Consider the following 18,503-nt stretch of genomic DNA (forward strand, 5'->3'; position numbering starts at 1 on the left):
TGATACTTCCGTAAGTTAAACTTCGGGATCTATTGAAATACTGCGTTAGCAATGCACAAACATCAAGCAACAACCTATATTGGGGAGTCTGATCGTCGATTTTTCACTCTGTTCGTACGGTATAGTCACGAATTATTACAGCCTTAAGCCTTGAATATGCTACCATCCGTCATCATTTTAATGTCTAAACTTGGTGCAAGATCGCAAAGACGATCGTTTTAGTGAACAAATATGAGCCAATACTGAGCACCAATAAATCAATAGAAAGAGAAAAAACGTCATGAACATTGATTTGAACCTAATTCCTCAAACGTTCGATATGCTTCACGCAGGCCTAACCGCATCGAGCGTTTTGCTTCTTCTAGTTGCAGTGTCGCGCAAATCAAAAGTGGTCGAGAAAGTGGTAGAAAAACCAGTCGAGAAAATCGTCGAGGTTGAGAAACCAGTTGAGAAGATCGTTGAAGTAGAAAAAGTAGTGGAAGTAGAGAAAGTCGTAGAGCGTGTTGTAGAAGTTGAATCAAAACTTGCAACCGCATCAACGGACTCTGCAATGCAGCTGCTTTCTATCATGCAACAAGAAGCACGTCTGATTGACTTCCTAAAAGAAGACCTAACGTCATTCTCTGATGAAGAAGTAGGCGCAGCCGCTCGCGTAATCCACACTGGCGGTCAGAAAGTACTGAACGACTACGTGACGCTAGCGCACGTTCGTAACGAAGACGAAGAAACTCGCATTACGGTTGAAGAAGGCTTCAACCCACAAGAAATCCGCCTAACTGGCAACGTAACAGGCAGCGCGCCATTCAACGGCACGCTAGTTCACAAAGGTTGGAAAGCAACATCAATGACGTTGCCTAAACTGGCTGAGAACTACGATGCATCTGTGATCGCTCCAGCTGAGGTTGAGCTGTAATGGAACACATGAACCAAGAAAACCATTCTCAAGAAGCGTCTGTTGAAACTCAACAGACACCTAAATTCAGTGTTGGTATCGACTTAGGTACAACACACTGTGTCATGTCTTTTGTTGATACACACAACGAAGACGCTCGCGTTGAAGTGATGCCAATCCCGCAGTTAACTGCGCCGGGTACGGTAGAGACTCGTAGCCAATTAGGCTCTTTCCTTTACCAACCACACGAACACGAAATGAACCCGCAATCACGCGTTCTTCCGTGGTCGAGCGAGCCAAAAGCTCTGGTTGGTGCGATTGCACGTAACCTAGGTTCGAAAACGCCAATTCGTCTTGTTGCAAGTGCGAAATCTTGGCTTTGCCACGCTGGTGTAAACCGTCGTGATGCTTTCCTGCCAGCAGGTAGCCCAGAAGAAGTGGAAAAAGTATCCCCTCTTCGCGCGACAGAGCTTTACCTAGAGCATCTAAAAGACGCTTGGAATCACGCGAATCCAAATCACAACCTTGCCGATCAAGACGTAACTATTACGGTTCCTGCTTCTTTTGATCCTGCTGCTCGCGATCTAACTGCAGAAGCTGCACGCAACGTTGGTTTTGTGCACCTAACGCTTCTAGAAGAGCCACAAGCTGCGCTTTACAACTGGATTGATAACAGCAACGACAAATGGCGCGACGAAGTTGAAGTTGGCGACATCGTGCTTGTGGTCGATATCGGTGGTGGTACAACCGACCTTTCTTTGGTTGAAGTAACTGAAGACGACGGCAACCTAACTCTGAACCGCATCGCGGTAGGTGAACACATCCTACTTGGCGGTGACAACATGGATCTTGCACTTGCGTACCGCTTGAAAATGAAGCTAGCGCAAGAAGGCAAAGAGCTACAGCCATGGCAAGTTCAGGCAATGACACACGCATGTCGTGACGCGAAAGAAGCGTTATTGAACGACAGCGAACTTCAGTCAGTGCCAATCGTAGTACCAAGCCGTGGTTCTAAACTGCTTGGCGCAACGCTGAAAACAGAACTGACTCAAGAAGAAGTACAACAAACACTGGTTGATGGCTTCTTCCCTCAAGTTGCAATTACTGACCACCCTGTTCAACGTAACCGTGGTGCACTAACGCAAATGGGTCTGCCTTACGCACAAGATGCAGGCATTACTCGTCACATTGCAGCGTTCTTGTCTAAGCAAGCCAATGCTCTTTCTGCTTCAGGAAATGGCGCAGAAGCAGCCACTCAAGATTTCAACCCATTCGCTAACATGCCTGGTATGCCAGGTTCGGATGCAGCGCAATCGGCTGACTTCATCAAGCCAACGGCAATCCTATTCAACGGTGGTGTTCTGAAATCGAAACTTCTAGCAACTCGTCTAGAAGACACGATCAACGAATGGCTAATTGAAGCAGATGCGGAAATGGCAAAACGCCTAACAGGTGTAGACCTAGACCTTGCGGTTGCTAGCGGTGCGGCTTACTACGGCTCTGTACGTCGTGGTCAAGGCGTTCGTATCCGTGGTGGTATTGCTTCGGCGTACTACGTGGGTATCGAAAGTGCGATGCCAGCGATTCCTGGCATGGCGCCTCCAATGGAAGCACTGTGTGTTGCACCATTTGGTATGGAAGAAGGTTCAAGCGTTGACGTACCAAGCCAAGAGTTTGGTTTGATCATCGGTCAGCCGGTTAACTTCCAATTCTTCGGCTCAACGGTTCGTCGTGATGACCTAGCAGGTACTCACCTAGACTACTGGGCACCAGAAGAGCTTGAAGAGCTTCCAGAAATCCAAGTAACGCTGCCTGTATCTGAAGGTCGCCGTGAAGGTGAAGTGGTTCCAGTAACCCTAGCTTCTCGCGTGACAGAGCTTGGTACGCTTTACTTAGAAGCCATTGCCGCTGATAACGGTCAAATATGGCATGTTGAGTTCGATGTGCGCGAAGACGCGCAAAGCAACTCAAACGAAGAAGAATAAATAGAAATCAAACGGCATCCAATCGGGTGCCGTTTTTAAATACACGAAGGTTTGTATGGCATCTCCTCGTTTTCTTGTTGGTATTGACCTTGGCACCACAAACACTGTGGTGGCGTATTGTGAAATCACCGACAACCTTGAACAATCCGAAGTATCCCTATTCGACATCGACCAATTGATTGGTCCGGGTGAAGTGGTTCGTAAACCATTGCTGCCCTCTTTCCGCTATCACCCTGCGGTTGGTCAAATCTCCCCTTCTGACCTAACACTCCCTTGGGAAAACGAACCTGTATCTGGCGACATTAGTAATGTGATCGTGGGGGAATGGGCTCGTGAATTAGGCGCAAAGGTGGAAGGACGTCAGGTATCCAGTGCTAAAAGCTGGCTATCACACCAAGCAGTGGATCGTAGCTCTGATATTCTTCCTTGGGCTGGTGCGCAAGACGTAGATAAAGTCTCACCCGTTATTGCCAGCGCAAGCTACCTCAACCACATTCGTCAAGCATGGAACTACCGTCACCCTAGCAATAAGCTAGAAGACCAAGATGTGGTTGTGACCGTTCCAGCGTCGTTCGATGAAACCGCTCGTAAGCTTACGCTTGAAGCCGCGGAGTTGGCAGGTTTAAAGAAAATCGTCCTGCTCGAAGAGCCACAAGCCGTATGTTACGACTGGTACGCACGCCACCAGCAAACCGCAGCTGATGAGCTCAAAGAGTTACCGCTGATTCTGGTGTGTGATGTGGGCGGTGGTACTACCGACTTGAGCTTGATTGAAGCAAGTTTCTCTTCTCAAGATGAACTAGCCCTTGATCGTATTGGTGTTGGCGAACACTTGATGCTGGGTGGTGATAACCTCGACTTAGCATTAGCGCACCTTGCGGAGAGCCGCCTTTCTCAAAATAAAGGGGAACAAAGTAAGAAACTCACTGCAGCAAGCCTGACTAAGCTGATTCAGCAAACGCGTAAAGCGAAAGAGAACCTGCTTTCAGCGAGCGCACCTGACGAAGTGAAGATCACCATGTTAGGTAGCGGCTCTAAGCTACTTGGGGGCACAAAGAGTATTGCTCTAAGCAAACAAGAAATGCACCAAATCGCATTAGATGGCTTCTTCCCGCTTTCTGATTTCAGTGACGTACCAGACAAACGTCGTAGCGCGGTTGTCGAGTTTGGCCTTCCATACGTTGCTGACCCAGCGGTGAGCAAGCACGTTGCCGAGTTCTTAACTCAGCATCAGCAAGTCGCTCGTGCCGCTCTTGGCCTTGAAGACGACAAACAAAATGCCATTCCAATCGGTTTGCTACTTAACGGTGGTGTGTTCAATAGTGAACTTGTGACTGAGCGAGTCACTACCCTACTTTCCGATTGGCGCGGCGCACCAGTTACGGTATTAGACAACCCACATCCAGATTGGTCGGTTGCACTGGGTGCTGTTGCATTTGGTAAAGCGCGTCGTGGCGCACAACTTAAAATTGGTGGTGGCGCAGCGCGTTCTTACTTCTTGCATCTTCAAGAAAAGAACAAGATGGGCAAAGCGCTCTGTTTGCTTGCAAAAGGCACAGAAGAAGGACACGAGATCCGATTAAGTGGTCGTCGCTTCTCACTTACCCTAGGTGAGCCCGTTCGCTTTAACCTGCTGACTTCTACCCACGACACCTTAACCAATAACACCGCCATTCAAAACGGTGTAATGGTTGACGTTGATCCGGACTTGTTTGCTCCCCTGCCGCCTTATATCACCACCCTTGAAGGTGAAGGTGCCGAACTGCAAGCCAACCAGAAAGAGCGCGTAGAAGTGCAACTGGCGTGTCAGTTGACTGAAGTCGGCACGCTTAAGATGGAATGTGTCAGCGCAGAAGACGACAACAAACGTTGGGAGCTAGAATTCGAAGTTCGTAACAAGCAAACCGATGACAGCGAGCAAGTTAAGCTTCACCCTAAACTGAACGAATGTAAGGAGCTGATCGCTCGCCTTTACAGCGGTAATAAGAAAAGCGCGGAAAGCAAAGAGATCAAAACCTTAGCCAAAGATCTTGAGAAGAAACTTGGCAAACGCGATGAATGGGATTTCACGACCCTACGTCAACTGTTCGATACCTTTGCACAAGGTCGTAAGCGTCGCCGCCGTTCAGAACAACACGAGAAAAACTGGCTTCGTTTGGCTGGCTTTGCACTGCGTCCGGGCTTTGGCGATCCAACCGACTCATGGCGTATTGAGCAAGTTTGGGGTCTCTACCAACAAAACATTCAGTTTAAGAACCATCAAGGTTGGACCGACTGGTGGGTGTTCTGGCGTCGTATTGCCGGTGGTTTAAGCCAAGAGCAACAAGAGACCATCTTGGCGGACATCGCGAAATACCTACATCCTGGTGCGATGAAAAACCCACAATCCGCCAAAGCGGCACAAGATATGGGTTACGAGTCGATGGTGCGCTTGTCTGCCTCTCTGGAGCATTTAGAAGTCGAAGACAAAGTTCTATTGGCAACGTGGTTCTTGAGCAAAGCCATCAACCATAACCAGTTCGAACAAGCACACTGGTGGGCAATGGGTCGCTTGGCATCACGTACGCCTTTATATGGCAGTCAGCATAACGTCGTTCCTCGTGAACAAGCGGAACAGTGGTTGCCTAAGCTGCTAGAGCAGAACTGGCAGAAAGAGCCAATGATCGCTTTCGCAGCCGTAATGATTTGTCGTAAGACGGGCGACCGCCTATTCGATATCTCAGACGACTACCGTGAGCAGGTACTGGCTAAGTTGAAGCAAAGCAAGGTACCTGAATCTTGGGTATCACTGGTTGAAGAAGTCAAAGAGCTATCTGAGAGCGAATCGAAACGTATCTTCGGTGATGCACTCCCAAGCGGTCTGACACTGGTAAATAACTAGGCTCTCACGCTTATAAACGCAACAAAGCCCTTCTCGTGAAGGGCTTTGTTTTATCTGATTCTAATAGCTGACGAAAGACGACTCGTTAGTTCATTTCCGTATTGATCACCACATCACGCGTTTCATTATCCATATCACTAATGCCGACAACTGAGATTTCACGGTCAGATAAATTCTCAATCATGCTGTCTTCTAACCCACCGTCCGTCATCCACGCATAGAATTTTTCTGCAATACGATCCGAACCTTCCCCGACAAACGTTAATGTGACCTTCTTCATTTGTGAAACTCCATCAATTTACGATTCAGCCACTTAAGCGTAGTATGTTTCACAAATATCGACATAAACTAGGACTAACTTCTTTTATGAGTATCGAAAAATTTGACGCGATTTATCAGCGCGCTGCCGAGCGTAAAGGTGGTGAAGATCAACTTGAAGCGCTTTTGTCTCATCCACTAAGCAAAGAAGAATTGGCAGCGATTCCCGACGACCGTTGGCTAGCCGCTTTTTCGATGAAGGTATTCCAAAGTGGGATTTCGTGGAGCGTGGTTCGCAACAAGTGGCCGAACTTCGAAGAAGTGTTCTTTGGGTTTAAGATTGAGCCGCTATTGATGCTGTCAGATGAGCAATGGGAAACCAAAGCAACCGACAAACGCATCATTCGCCACCTCACTAAAGTCATGTCGATTCCTGCCAACGCTCGTATGATCCACGAAGCAAAAATCGAATATGGCTCGTTTGGCAAAATGGTTGCCGATTGGCCGCAAGAGAAAATCACCGACCTATGGGCGTATTTGAAGAAACGCGGCAATCGCCTAGGCGGAAATACTGGCCCTTACACACTTCGTCAAATGGGCGTTGATACCTTTATCTTGTCTAGCGACGTGGAAGCTTACCTGCGTAATTGCAAGATCATTGAAGGTGGCAAAGATACGAAAAAATCGCTCGATGCAACCAACAAAGCGTTTGTTCAATGGCAGCAAGAAAGTGGTAGAAGCCTGTCTGAGATCAGCCAAATCATTGCGTTCAGTACCGGCGATAATCGCATTTAATCCAGACTGAACCCAAAATACAAACGGCGCACTGATCATTGGATTTAGTGCGCCGTTTTTATGTTCATTGGTTCAAGTACACACTTACTTTGAAGCCAGTGATTCCCACTCAGTCAGTAGCTGCATAATACGGTGAGAGTCTTCCCATGTTGCACAAGGGTTTTCTAACGAGGTACGCCCCTCTTCAACCGCTTGGCGAATATTGCGCACTTGATAGAAGAAAGCGTCCCCAGTTGCCGGTACAGACACCTCGCGCTTCGACGTCTCGTAAATTTCCACACTAAACTGGTTATCTTGCGTTGGTAGCCATGGGTTTGAATCTAAGGTAATACAGCCTTTGCTACCCAGAATGGTGAACTGGTGTTTCAATCCATGATCTTCGGCAGTATGTACGCTCACCGTTTGTTGCTCACCAAATTGCATCATCAAGCTCGACTCGCAGATATTCCCATCATTACCTCGTCGGCCAATCGCTTTCATTGAACGGTTCTCAAAGGTTTGTTCACCCAACATGGTTTTAACCACCAAATACACTAATGACATTGGATAGCAACCTAAGTTATACAAAGCACCTTTGCTGTCTGGATTAACAAACTGCGCAATCGACGCAATATAAGACGTATGGATGGAGCGAAGTTCACCAATCTCTCCCGATTTAAGCACCGAAACCAACTCACTGATAAATGGGTGATGCAAGTACATTAAGCCTTCAGCAAAGAATACCTTGTGCGCTTCTACGGCTTGAAGTGCCAGCTCGGTTTTTTCCATATCTACCGAAAGTGACTTTTCACACAGGATCGCTTTGCCCTGCTCAGCCGCTTTGACGATAAAGTCATGATGAAGGTGATTTGGCAATGCGATATAAATAATGTCGACTTGCTCATCAGCAATCAACTCATCGTAATCGTTGAACGTATTCTCGATGCCATATTGCTCAGCGAATGCCTGTAAGTTCTGCTCCGAACGCCCAGCAACCGCGTACAGTTCACTCTTGTCATCGCCTTGGATTGCCTCAGCCATGACTCCTGAGATAAAGCTTGTGCCTAAAATGCCCCATTTCATGTTCACGTCTCCTATTGAGCTTGGGTTTCGAATGCTTGAACTAACTCTGCCATTTCAGCCGCAATAAACGCTTGTGTATGCGGCATAGCAAAATGCGCTTCAATCGCGGCGCGGTTTTCATATCGCTCCCAAAGAATCACACGTTGTGGAGCTTTAGAATCGTAGGTCGCATTCGCTTGCAAGCACCCCGCTTCGCTTTGCATATCAAGGCAAAATTGTTCAATGGCTTCAACCACTTGTTGTCTTGGCTTATCGGCATTCATTTTCAGTTCGGCGGTAACAAAAATCGTCTCGCTCATGATGGCTCTCTTTCTCCATTCTTAATCATACGCCCACTGTAATTAACCTCATTTGATTGATAAACTCTGCTTTAGTTATTTCTTTATCAACTCTGGGTGTGCAATGGATAAATTAACAAGCATGAAAGTTTTCGCTTACGTGGTCGAACACGGCAGCTTTCGTAATGCAGCACACCACTTTGATATTTCACCGACCATGGTTGGCAAGCACATGAGCTTTCTTGAGCAAAGCTTAGGTACGCAGCTGATTCATCGCACCACGCGCAAACAGTCCTTGACCGAAGCTGGCAGACTCTACTATCAAGAGTGCCACCGCATTATTGAAGACATCACCAACGCAGAGAACCTAATCCAGACGCTGATCAACCGCCCAACTGGAACAGTAAAAGTTAACTGCCCAGTTACCTATGGTAAAAAGGTGATTGCGCCCATCGTGGCTGACTTCTTAGCAGAATTTCCCGAACTGAACGTTGAGTTAATGTTGGATAACAGTTTGATTGACCCATATCGAAGCGAAGCAGACGTGATTATTCGTATTGGTGAGTTGGTCGATTCATCGTTAGTTGCAAGAAAACTCGGGCAATACGACATGACTTACTGCGCCTCACCCTCTTACCTTGAGCAACATGCCCCTATCCAATCGCTTGATGACCTTGAACACCATCATTGTTTGGGGTTTCAGTATCACCAAGGAGAAAGCCAACAAGTGGTGAACATGCCATCTAATACCTTTGGAAACAGCAACACTCGATTAACGTCTAACAATGGTGATGTGCTTAAGTTTGCCGCGTTAAAAGGCTCTGGCGTTCTTCTACAACCAAAGATCTTAGTTGAGCAGGAAGTCCAATCTGGTGCCTTGGTAGAAATTCTCCAGCAACATGCCCCCAAGCCAAAACCGATACATCTGCTTTACCGTTCAAAACAGCTTTCCCTTAAAAACCGCACCTTGGTTGATTTTGTTCTTTCGCATGTGAATCCGTAACGCCACACCATAAATCGGCGACAATTTAACCACTCAATCAACTTTTGTTGTCGATACAACAAATATTATTTCTTGATAATTATCTTTATTTTTCAGGTCGTTAGTAAAGAACGCTCATTTAGTGAACATCATTTGTTGATTCCCATCAATTGCATTGCTCTGACAAAGTGACTAGGATTGCCGCCTTTCCTGAGTGAACTATCAAAATAACATCGAGAAATTTAATCTAATTTCTCTTCAAGTTCGTGCGCAATCACGACATTTGCACTCATTTCAAACTGCATAAGCACATTCCTTTGCTTATGAAAACGACATTGATTTCTCAACACTTTTGGTCACGTATGTGACTTTTTTCGTTGGGAGTGATTTTTCAATCAAGGTTGGTCACAAGGACGCTACCCCTTGACTGCATTTACTGGAGGATAAGATGCCTAAAGGTCTAATGCTGACTGACTTAGCCATTGCTGGCTTACTATTGATTTTGGCAAAAGTCATTCGCGTTCACACGCCATTACTGCAACGTATGTACATTCCATCGGCGGTTCTCGCGGGATTATTCGGTCTAATTTTTGGACCAGCCCTGCTAGACGTACTGCCTTGGACCGACACCTTTACCGCTAACGCAAGCCTGTTAACTGCTGCACTTTTTTCTGCGTTAGGTCTGGCAACGGATGTTCCATCACCTAAAACCGTCGCACAGCGCGCTGGCTCATTGTGGGCATTCAACCAAATCGCTTCTGTTTCTCAGTGGTTATTTGCAGCAATGTTTGGTCTCGCGATCACTACCTTCTTCTGGCCAGAGATTAATCCCGGCTTTGGTGTGACAATGTCAGCAGGCTTTATGGGCGGACATGGTTCAGCCTCTGTTGTTGGTGAAATCTTCACGGGGCTTGGCTGGGAAGATGGCTTCACACTTGGCTTAACGTTCGCAACCGTGGGTATTTTCATTTCAATTTCTGTCGGCATGCTCATGCTGCAATTCGCATTGAAGATGGGTTGGATTCGTAGCTTTACGACCTTCGACAGCATGGACGAACACGAACGCAAAGGCCTTGTTAAGCCTGTTGATCAAGAACCGGTAATGAAAGACACCATGTCTTCCCTGTCAGTCGATTCTTTCGCGATTCACGCGGCGTTGGTTGTAGTGGTAACGGCTTTCTCGTATGTAGCGGCTAACTACTTATCTTCTTTCCACGATAAGGTACAAATTCCTACGTTCGTAACTGGCTTCCTTGGCGGCATGCTTGTGCGAATCATCGCGAAACAAACGAAGGCTTCACGCTATCTTTGTGACGGTGCATTCAAACACGCTGCGGGCATCAGTACCGATTATTTGATTATCTTTGGTATCTCAGCCATCAAGATTACCGTCTTAGCCCAGTATTTAATGCCGATGGTAGTGCTTGCAATCGGCGGTATCGCCTTCACACTATGGCTAATCTTCTGGGTTGCCCCACGTATCATGGGAGAAGATTGGTTCGAGAAAGGCATTTTCTCTTGGGGTTGGTTAACCGGTACAGTTGCCATGGGTATTGCGTTGCTTCGCATTGTTGATCCAAAAATGCGTAGCAAGGTGCTTGATGATTACGCCATCGCTTATGTCCCTGGCTCAATCACTGACATCTTCATCATCTCTTTGATGCCAATCGCGATGTATAACGGCATGCACTGGCAAGCGCTTGGTGTAGGATTAGGTTACATCGCAATTGTCTTATTTATTTGGCGATTCATTTTTAAACGTAACAGCAGTGCTCTGACACACGAATCTTAGTCGCTTTACTCGGGAGGATTTTATCCTCTCGAGTTCATTCCTTGGTTTTTATCAAAATCACTCCTCATCTCGAAAATAAGCAACTTGTTTTATATTTGAGATTTGCAATCCCGATCTCTTACTATCATTCTTTTTTAATACTTGACCTGAAAGTTTCTATATCAGAATAGCCGCCTATTCGTTTCTAAAACATGGAGAAAGGCTGTGCGTCGCTCTCAAGGATTTACTCTTATTGAACTCATTGTGTGCATCATCATTCTTGGTATTGTAAGCGTCGTTGCATTTCCTAAATTTCTTGGCTTACAAAAAGATGCCAGAGTGGCGGTTCTATATGGAGCCAGAGAAGCACTCATGACCGCCAACAACTTTGTCTACACCAAAGCAGTGATTCAATCTCAAGAGACAGTAGATGGCGGCATACAATATAACATTGATCTAGATAATGACGGCCATAACGACCTAATTGGTTACTTTGGATTTATCAAAAATGTTATTCCAGCAAAAGAGCTAGCAGGCTTTGATCCGCAACTCACTATCAACACTTGGTATGGGGTAGCCAGCCCAGACGAGCCCTACTTCCTTATTGGTTTTGCAAACAAGCCTGTTGGTCCAGAACATATGTGTTATGTCGAAGTTTACTACCCAGAAACTCCTGGTGGCCAAGTGAAATACAAAATACAAACTGACGATTGCTAATTCCCATATAGAGTAGCAGTAACACTTTTACTTTTGGTGTCTTCATCGTTATTGCGAGGTAATGGCTCCAAAACCACCATTAACAACTATTTCACATAATGTCGTCGCACAGTTAGCTCATAGAGATAAAACCAGTAATTTGCGCCGACACATGGCTATAATTGAAACAATCTATCGTTTTTAAACCCGCCTATAACTTGTGCTTGTAAACTCATCATTTCGCTCAATAATAGTTCTATAACAAATTCAATAATTTAAAGCGGGAGGCGTAATGAGAATATTCTGGCAGCTACGTTGGTATTTCCAACAAAAGTGGAGGCACTATGTCGGATCCATTCTGCTTTTCGCTGTGATATCAGCACTACAGCTTGTTCCGCCCAAAGCAGTTGGCATCATAGTTGATGGCGTCGTAGACAACACTTTAGATACAAATACGCTGATTCTATGGCTCTCAGGGTTAACTGTACTGATCTTTACTATTTATGGGTGTCGCATCTTATGGCGAATTTGGCTTTTCGGCGCAAGCTGGGAGCTCGGGACCATTCTACGTAACCGTCTATATAGGCATTTATCGACACAGCCACCTCGTTTTTTTGAACGTTACAAGACGGGGGATCTGATGGCTCGTGGCACTAATGATGTGCGTAATATCGTTATGACTGCCGGCGAAGGGGTTTTAACCGCCGCAGACTCTTTGATCACTGGTATTGCGGTTTTAATCATTATGGTAACGCAAGTAAGCTGGAAGCTCACCGTAATGGCACTTCTTCCAATGCCATTTCTTGCCATCATCATCTTCTTTATTGTGCGTATCCTACATCAACGCTTTCGTGTCGCTCAGGAAGCCTTTTCTACCATGTCAGACATAACACAAGAGTCACTTAATGGCGTGCGAATGCTGCGTGCTTTCGGATTAGAAAACCAAGAGCAGCAACGTTTTGAAGAGGTTGTGGATGATACTGGCGAAAAGAACATCGCTGTCGCAAGAGTCGATGCTAGATTTGACCCGGCAATTCAGTTAACCATCGGTCTTTCTTTCCTTCTTAGTGTCGCTGCTGGTGCTTACCTTGTTGATAAAGGTGAGATCACGCTTGGTGATCTGACCGCATTTACGATGTATTTAGGGTTGATGATATGGCCGATGTTGGCATTCGCATTCCTATTTAACATTTTAGAAAGAGGCTCTGCTGCATGGAACCGATTACAAGAGATCTTTGATGAAAAGCCAGAAATTATCAGTGGCAATAAGCCAATAGAAAATAAACCACTTCCGTTAAAAATTGATATCGACGATTTCCATTGGTCTAGTGATTTACCGCCCGCTTTGACGGAAGTAAACATCGAACTGGAACCCGGAAAAATGTTGGGAGTTGCAGGGCCGGTAGGAAGCGGAAAATCGACCCTGTTAACACTACTTTTGCGTCAACATGATTTAGAAAACGGCTCAATTAAATTCGGTGATGTCAAGATCAAGGATGCCCTACTTCCACAATGGCGCAACCGTTTTGCTGTAGTTAATCAAAGTCCGTTTCTATTCTCCAAATCTATCTTCGACAATATTGCCTTAGGCAACCCTAATGCAGAGAAAGAAGAAGTCTATAGAGCAGCAAAGTTAGCCTGTATACATGACGATATTGAAAAGTTTCCTGAAGGCTACCAAACAGAAGTTGGTGAAAAAGGCATTACACTCTCCGGCGGGCAAAAACAACGTATTGCGATAGCACGCGCTATGCTGCTGAATGCCCAAGTGTTGGTTTTGGACGATGCACTTTCCGCTGTTGATGGACGGACCGAACATCAAATCCTTAAGAATTTGGAAACACACTACCGTGATCAAGCCCTAATCGTTATTGCGCACCGCCTCACCGCATTGGAAGCAGCAGACGAGATCATTGTCTTGAATCACGGCCACATTACTGAACGTGGGCAACATAGCGCTTTATTAGCGCATCAGGGATGGTACGCCGAAATGTTCGAGTACCAAAAACTAGAACAGGCGATGGAGGAATAATGAATGAACCAGACCAGCACGTTTAAACGGTTAATGTCTTACCCATTATCTCAACCAAAGCCAATGATTAAAGGACTCGCCTTGCTGTTTATTGCAGCGTTAGCTAGCGCCGGCGGCCCTTGGTTGATTCAATATTTCATTGATGAGCACATCGCTAAAGGTGACTATTCACAAAATGTTCTGATTTCGCTAGCAGTAGGTTATATCGCTCTTCAGATCGTATCGGCAACATTCCAGTATTTTCAGTCATTGCAATTTAGCATTGTCGCGGCTAACACGATCAAAGCGATTCGTAAGCAAGTATTTTCTGGCGTGATTAAGCAGCCGTTATCTGCGTTTGATTACACTCCTGCTGGAAAATTGGTGTCGCGAATCACCAACGATACGGAATCTTTACAGCAATTTTATGAGCTTTTGATCGCGACCGTGGTGAAAAACGTGGTCATGATTGTCGTAATGCTTGGCGTTATGTTTTTCATGAGTTGGAAGCTCACACTCGTTGTGCTTGTATTGCTGCCGATCGTCATCGGCTTTATGTACTTGTTTAAGCAGCTAAGTACAGAAAGCTACCGAAAGATGCGTGACCTATTGACCGATATAAATGCGAATCTGAGTGAATCCATTCAAGGGATGAGTGTCATTCAATTAATGCAACAAGAAGAGCGTTTTAATAAACAGTTCAACGAGCTAACCGCAGAGCATCTGGTGGCATCTAAACGAGTGATTCGGCTAAACGGCTATCTGCTAAGACCATTAATGGACTTACTCGCTGGTCTTGCGTTGCTTTGCTTGGTTGCGATCTTTGGTTTTAATGGTATTGAGTTGATTGGTGTGGGGGTACTGTATGCATTTATCAGTTATCTTGCGCGAGTTACTGAACCACTAATTGAGATGACTCAGCAACTTGCTCTACTTCAGCAGGCGTTAGTATCAAGCGAACGTGTTTTTGAATTAATTGACGCGAAAGAACAAACTTACGGGGACAATCATCAACCATTAAGGTCAGGTGCTATCGAACTTAGAGATCTCACATTTAGCTACGATGGTAAACAGGACGTCCTAAAAGACATTTCGTTGAAGGCCAACCACCAAGACTTTATCGCGCTTGTCGGGCATACAGGAAGCGGTAAAAGCACATTAGCGTCACTGTTAATGGGCTTTTATCCAACGCAATGTGGCGAACTGCTCATAGATGGTCGTCCACTTAAAACATTAGGGAAAGACGTACTTCGCAAAGATGTGGCAATGGTCCAACAAGATCCACATATTCTCCCTGCTTCAGTCAGAGAAAACATCTCTCTCAGTCGGGCGGTTGATGACAATCAAATATGGGATGCGTTAGACAAGGTAGGTTTGGCAGAACAAATTCATCGTTACCCTAACGGGCTAGACACGCAGTTAGGTCAAGGCGAAACTAATTTATCTGCGGGTCAGAAACAGCTTTTGGCGTTAGCACGTGTGCTTGTGGTAAAACCTAAGATATTGATATTAGATGAAGCAACCGCAAATATTGACTCAGGAACAGAGGCTTTAATCCAAAAGAGCTTGGCGGTACTCAGACAAGACATGACGCTCGTTGTTATTGCTCATCGGCTTTCAACTATCCTAGATGCAGACCAAATCATTGTTCTTCATCATGGGGAGTTAGTTGAGAAAGGCACACACAAAGCACTCTTAACGCAAAATGGTCGTTATGCTCAAATGTATCAGTTACAGCAAGCAAACCGACATCTACAACAGATTGAAGAAGACACCAAGCAACTCGAAGAAGCGGTGTGATTTTATGCCCGTGCCTTCTTTTTATTTAGTTGGTATGGGCATAATTGGTGTAACTTCAAAATTTAGCCTTGTTAGCTTCCAATTTCTTCATAATGTGAACTAATTTTCTATTTCTTACCTATTATTGACATAACCCCTCGCTATATCACGCAAGGTCGTTGTAAAATCGTACGGTACTTAAGTCTACTGCCTGTGGCATTGGGCTGAATTCCGCTTTCTAATTATGCACATTAATCTCATGACACAAGTCCATGGACAAAGATAAGTTTACTAACATCTATCGCTTGCCTGGTTCGATTCAAATTCGTATCGGTAAATGGCAAAAGACGTTCCGCGGCACCTCTGATTTAGTTTTACATCAGGCGCTAATGGAGCGTAATAAGCAATTTAAGAAGCCAGACTTTTTACCTAAAGGCTGGTGTGTCACTCCTATTGATGAAAACGACATTACCATTACGCATCACGGTAAATATATCCAAACCGTTATGCGCACAATGCTGGACAGAAAGGTCTCATACAAGCGACTGTTCCTATCTCGGATGAGTCTCGAAGATGGTGAAAAAGTGCTCCACAATTACAAGCTGGAGTGGGTAAGAAAACATAACCAGATCGCCAAAAAGTACAATCAAATTAAAAAGAAACAATATATGAACTTTGCAAGAGAAGAAGAGGAAACCCTCTACCCTTCGATTCCAAAGGGTGAGTTTGACAAAACATTATGGAACAAACTTGTCGTATCATCGTTTGGTCCGCAGAAAAAGTACAAAAACCCGCACTTTGTCCGTAAAGCCGATTTCTAAATAAACACCCCTAAAGTTAGGGGTGTTTATTTATACGTTAACTCACCAGTCGTAAGTTAAACTTGCAATAACATTTTGTCGGTCGCCATACCAACAAAAGCCATCACATGTCGCTATGTACTTTTTATCCGCGATGTTTTTAGCTGCGACTTGTAACTTGTAATCGCCGATTCGATAACTGACCGTCGCATCCATTAAGAAATAACTTGGTACTTTTAGTCCCTCTTCATTGTCTCCGTATGACTCACCTGTATAGCGCGCGCCTAAGCCAACAGCAAAGCCATCAAGAGGTCCATCAAAGAAACGATAATGTGCCCAAGCTGATGATACGGTATTCGCCACTTGGGAAGGTGTTTTGCCAACCCATGCCTTATTGATGTCTTCTTTTATCTCTGCATCAACGTACGCAATGTTCCCGATCAATGTTAAGGATGGTGTCACATTAGCTACAGCTTCAAACTCAACGCCGTTATTTTCTATTTTTCCTATTTGCGTTAATTCACTCAAGTAGATACGAGCCAAGTTTTCTTTTGTTGCCCGATACGTTGCAATATTGAAATAACCATCAAATGAATCCGGTTGGTATTTCATACCGATTTCAAATTGATCACCGCTTTCAGGCTTCGCTGGCTTACCATTGCTGTCTTCTTGAATAATTGGATCAAAGTACTGAGAGTAACTAAAGTATGGCGTGAAGCCAGAATCAGAAATATAAGCCGTTCCCACGCTAAACGTCCACTCTCCATTATCGACTTTCGTGCGAGCACCCGTGGTAACATTATGTACTTCATTACTTGTATCGTCGTAACGTGCGCCCAATAACATCGCCCATTTATCGTTGATCAGCATATGATCTTGAAAGTAGACGCCGAGCTGCTGATTATCGATTTTCGTTCTTTGCTTATCGGTTTCGCTCAATGGTTGTAGCGTATTCGGATCGAGTAACATTATGTTATCCGAATAAGTAGGATTAAATACATTAAACCTAGGATCGGGCAAAGCTCCCATTGGTGTGTTTAATAATGCATTACCATTAGCAACGATAGGGTCATTGGCAAAATCTTTACCATCGATACTGATCATTTGAAAATCTATGCCCAACATCAAGTTATGCTCAACACTTCCCCAATTTACTTGGTGCATCAAACGATTATCGATATTAAAAGCATCAGATGACCCATCTTCTGTTGAAGCACCCCGAAGTATGGTTTTGCGTTCATTTGATGGGTCCAAAGCCGGCCCCAACGCAGGCACGTCAGCCGAGTAAACGTACGAATACATTTGTCTTAGCTTAACATCCATTTCGCTGTAACGAGCTGCTTGAACAAATGAAGTGGTATCATTAAATGCATGAGAAAACTCATAGCCTAAAGACACCTGCTCACGCTCAAACGTCTCCCAGTTAGGATTGCCTATCGCTAAACTATCACTGATCTTTCCATTTTTGTTTGGCGTTAACGTTCCTTCAACTGGCAAAAATTGCAGATAAGGATCTGAGTCGTCTTTTTGATAGCTCGTTAGAAAGGTAATTTCAGACGTCTCATTAAATTTGTACGTCATCGATGGAGAGAGAAGAATGCGCTCTGCTTCTACCCCACTAATTCTCGTCCCATTTTTTCTCGCTAACCCTTGAAAGCGGAAAGCTAGCTGCTCACTCACCTCAGAGTTTACGTCAAGAGAAAGTTGTTTACGGTCTTCAGAACCGTACTCCAAAGATACAAGTCCTGACCCCCCATCAAATTGAGGTCGCTTACTGACAACATTGATAACCCCACCTGGAGGGTTTTGCCCATAAAGAACAGACGCTGCACCACGTAAAACCTCAACCCTCTCTAACGCAAACGGATCTATTTGCCAACTATAGAAGCCAGAAGAATATAAACGGGTACCATCTTGATACAACCCGCTGTTCGCCTGTTTAAAACCACGAATAATAAACCAATCTTGCTTGTTATCTTCGCCAAAATAGTTAGTTTGAATGCTTGGTGTGTACTGTAGCGCGTCAGAAATGCTAATAGAGGCACGATCATCCATTTGCTCTCGCGTAACAACAGACACCGCTCTTGGAGTCTCATTGATGGCAATATCAGTTTTCGTCGCTGCCCGACTCTTCGCTCCAAGATAACTAAAATCAGGACCAACTGCACTGTCTTGCTGCTGTCCAATCACAACTATATTTTCATCTTCCTGAGCCAAGACATTTGGCGTTGATAAAGCTAATACAACCGCCATCGACGTTGGTGTCAGCATAAACTGCCGAGTCATATTCTTCTCCTTTTTGTCGGCAGCCAA

14 protein-coding genes are annotated in these 18,503 nt (G+C 45.1%); 10 read left to right on the plus strand and 4 right to left on the minus strand.

Translation table 11 applies throughout. The features are described from left to right. Window positions 1-280 precede the first annotated feature (280 nt). The 3 genes from R7E47_RS17800 to R7E47_RS17810 are packed head-to-tail and all read left to right on the plus strand — an operon-like array spanning window position 281 to window position 5,758. Entirely contained in the window at window positions 281-913 is a 633-nt protein-coding gene (locus R7E47_RS17800) for a DUF2760 domain-containing protein (RefSeq protein WP_017634945.1), read from the plus strand. Further along, on the plus strand, window positions 913-2,877 hold the full coding sequence (locus tag R7E47_RS17805) for an Hsp70 family protein (RefSeq protein ID WP_258483780.1): 1,965 nt from the start codon (window positions 913-915) through the stop codon (window positions 2,875-2,877). Before R7E47_RS17800 ends, R7E47_RS17805 begins: the two co-directional genes overlap by 1 nt. 55 nt (window positions 2,878-2,932) lie before the next feature. After that, window positions 2,933-5,758 (plus strand): Hsp70 family protein, encoded by a 2,826-nt coding sequence (locus R7E47_RS17810; protein ID WP_318084821.1) that lies wholly within the window; start codon window positions 2,933-2,935, stop codon window positions 5,756-5,758. 85 nt (window positions 5,759-5,843) lie between these two features. Here R7E47_RS17810 and R7E47_RS17815 read toward each other — a convergent pair whose 3' ends face one another. Further along, window positions 5,844-6,038, minus strand: a complete 195-nt coding sequence (locus R7E47_RS17815; RefSeq protein WP_005377692.1) for a hypothetical protein — start codon at window positions 6,036-6,038, stop codon at window positions 5,844-5,846. An 86-nt stretch (window positions 6,039-6,124) separates the two neighbouring features. Between R7E47_RS17815 and R7E47_RS17820 the strand changes: the two genes are divergently transcribed. Next, window positions 6,125-6,811, plus strand: a complete 687-nt coding sequence (locus R7E47_RS17820) for a DNA-3-methyladenine glycosylase I (protein ID WP_005377694.1) — start codon at window positions 6,125-6,127, stop codon at window positions 6,809-6,811. Window positions 6,812-6,895: 84 nt separating this feature from the next. On the opposite strand, the gene R7E47_RS17825 is transcribed toward R7E47_RS17820, so the two are convergent. Both R7E47_RS17825 and R7E47_RS17830 read right to left on the minus strand, forming a co-directional pair. Further along, window positions 6,896-7,873 carry a Gfo/Idh/MocA family oxidoreductase gene (locus R7E47_RS17825; RefSeq protein ID WP_318084823.1) on the minus strand — a complete coding sequence of 326 codons (978 nt, stop codon included), beginning with the start codon at window positions 7,871-7,873 and terminating at the stop codon, window positions 6,896-6,898. Window positions 7,874-7,884: 11 nt separating this feature from the next. Then, entirely contained in the window at window positions 7,885-8,172 is a 288-nt protein-coding gene (locus R7E47_RS17830) for a putative quinol monooxygenase (protein ID WP_025766691.1), read from the minus strand. A 103-nt stretch (window positions 8,173-8,275) separates the two neighbouring features. Here R7E47_RS17830 and R7E47_RS17835 point away from each other — a divergent pair, with 103 nt between their 5' ends. The 6 genes from R7E47_RS17835 (at window position 8,276) to R7E47_RS17860 (ending at window position 16,211) form a co-directional block, all read left to right on the plus strand. Next, window positions 8,276-9,154: a LysR family transcriptional regulator gene (locus R7E47_RS17835; protein ID WP_318084825.1), complete on the plus strand. Its 879-nt coding sequence runs from the start codon at window positions 8,276-8,278 to the stop codon at window positions 9,152-9,154. 427 nt (window positions 9,155-9,581) lie between these two features. Beyond that, the gene (locus R7E47_RS17840; RefSeq protein ID WP_258483784.1) at window positions 9,582-10,925 is read left to right on the plus strand and encodes a sodium/glutamate symporter; all 1,344 of its coding nucleotides are present in this window, start codon (window positions 9,582-9,584) and stop codon (window positions 10,923-10,925) included. 204 nt (window positions 10,926-11,129) lie between these two features. Next, a complete protein-coding gene (locus tag R7E47_RS17845; protein WP_258483785.1) occupies window positions 11,130-11,621 on the plus strand; it encodes a type II secretion system protein in 492 nt (163 codons plus the stop codon). Between the two features lie 271 nt (window positions 11,622-11,892). After that, window positions 11,893-13,632: an ABC transporter transmembrane domain-containing protein gene (locus R7E47_RS17850; protein WP_318084828.1), complete on the plus strand. Its 1,740-nt coding sequence runs from the start codon at window positions 11,893-11,895 to the stop codon at window positions 13,630-13,632. A gap of 3 nt (window positions 13,633-13,635) precedes the next feature. Beyond that, entirely contained in the window at window positions 13,636-15,411 is a 1,776-nt protein-coding gene (locus R7E47_RS17855; protein WP_042522895.1) for an ABC transporter transmembrane domain-containing protein, read from the plus strand. A gap of 251 nt (window positions 15,412-15,662) precedes the next feature. Next, window positions 15,663-16,211: a hypothetical protein gene (locus R7E47_RS17860; protein WP_005377712.1), complete on the plus strand. Its 549-nt coding sequence runs from the start codon at window positions 15,663-15,665 to the stop codon at window positions 16,209-16,211. Window positions 16,212-16,253: 42 nt separating this feature from the next. Here the strand turns inward: R7E47_RS17860 and R7E47_RS17865 are convergent, their stop codons facing one another. Beyond that, window positions 16,254-18,476 (minus strand): TonB-dependent siderophore receptor, encoded by a 2,223-nt coding sequence (locus R7E47_RS17865; protein WP_258639178.1) that lies wholly within the window; start codon window positions 18,474-18,476, stop codon window positions 16,254-16,256. Window positions 18,477-18,503 lie beyond the last annotated feature (27 nt).

Source organism: Vibrio sp. Vb1026, assembly GCF_033338745.1.
GTDB lineage: Bacteria > Pseudomonadota > Gammaproteobacteria > Enterobacterales > Vibrionaceae > Vibrio > Vibrio alginolyticus.

Coding starts and splice junctions, on each gene's coding strand:
- R7E47_RS17860 (WP_005377712.1), top strand. CDS start 15,663: ATGGACAAAGATAAGTTTACTAACATCTATCGCTTGCCTGGTTCGATT.
- R7E47_RS17835 (WP_318084825.1), top strand. CDS start 8,276: ATGGATAAATTAACAAGCATGAAAGTTTTCGCTTACGTGGTCGAACAC.
- R7E47_RS17865 (WP_258639178.1), bottom strand. CDS start 18,476: ATGACTCGGCAGTTTATGCTGACACCAACGTCGATGGCGGTTGTATTA.
- R7E47_RS17850 (WP_318084828.1), top strand. CDS start 11,893: ATGAGAATATTCTGGCAGCTACGTTGGTATTTCCAACAAAAGTGGAGG.
- R7E47_RS17820 (WP_005377694.1), top strand. CDS start 6,125: ATGAGTATCGAAAAATTTGACGCGATTTATCAGCGCGCTGCCGAGCGT.
- R7E47_RS17805 (WP_258483780.1), top strand. CDS start 913: ATGGAACACATGAACCAAGAAAACCATTCTCAAGAAGCGTCTGTTGAA.
- R7E47_RS17800 (WP_017634945.1), top strand. CDS start 281: ATGAACATTGATTTGAACCTAATTCCTCAAACGTTCGATATGCTTCAC.
- R7E47_RS17810 (WP_318084821.1), top strand. CDS start 2,933: ATGGCATCTCCTCGTTTTCTTGTTGGTATTGACCTTGGCACCACAAAC.
- R7E47_RS17815 (WP_005377692.1), bottom strand. CDS start 6,038: ATGAAGAAGGTCACATTAACGTTTGTCGGGGAAGGTTCGGATCGTATT.
- R7E47_RS17840 (WP_258483784.1), top strand. CDS start 9,582: ATGCCTAAAGGTCTAATGCTGACTGACTTAGCCATTGCTGGCTTACTA.
- R7E47_RS17830 (WP_025766691.1), bottom strand. CDS start 8,172: ATGAGCGAGACGATTTTTGTTACCGCCGAACTGAAAATGAATGCCGAT.
- R7E47_RS17825 (WP_318084823.1), bottom strand. CDS start 7,873: ATGAAATGGGGCATTTTAGGCACAAGCTTTATCTCAGGAGTCATGGCT.
- R7E47_RS17855 (WP_042522895.1), top strand. CDS start 13,636: ATGAACCAGACCAGCACGTTTAAACGGTTAATGTCTTACCCATTATCT.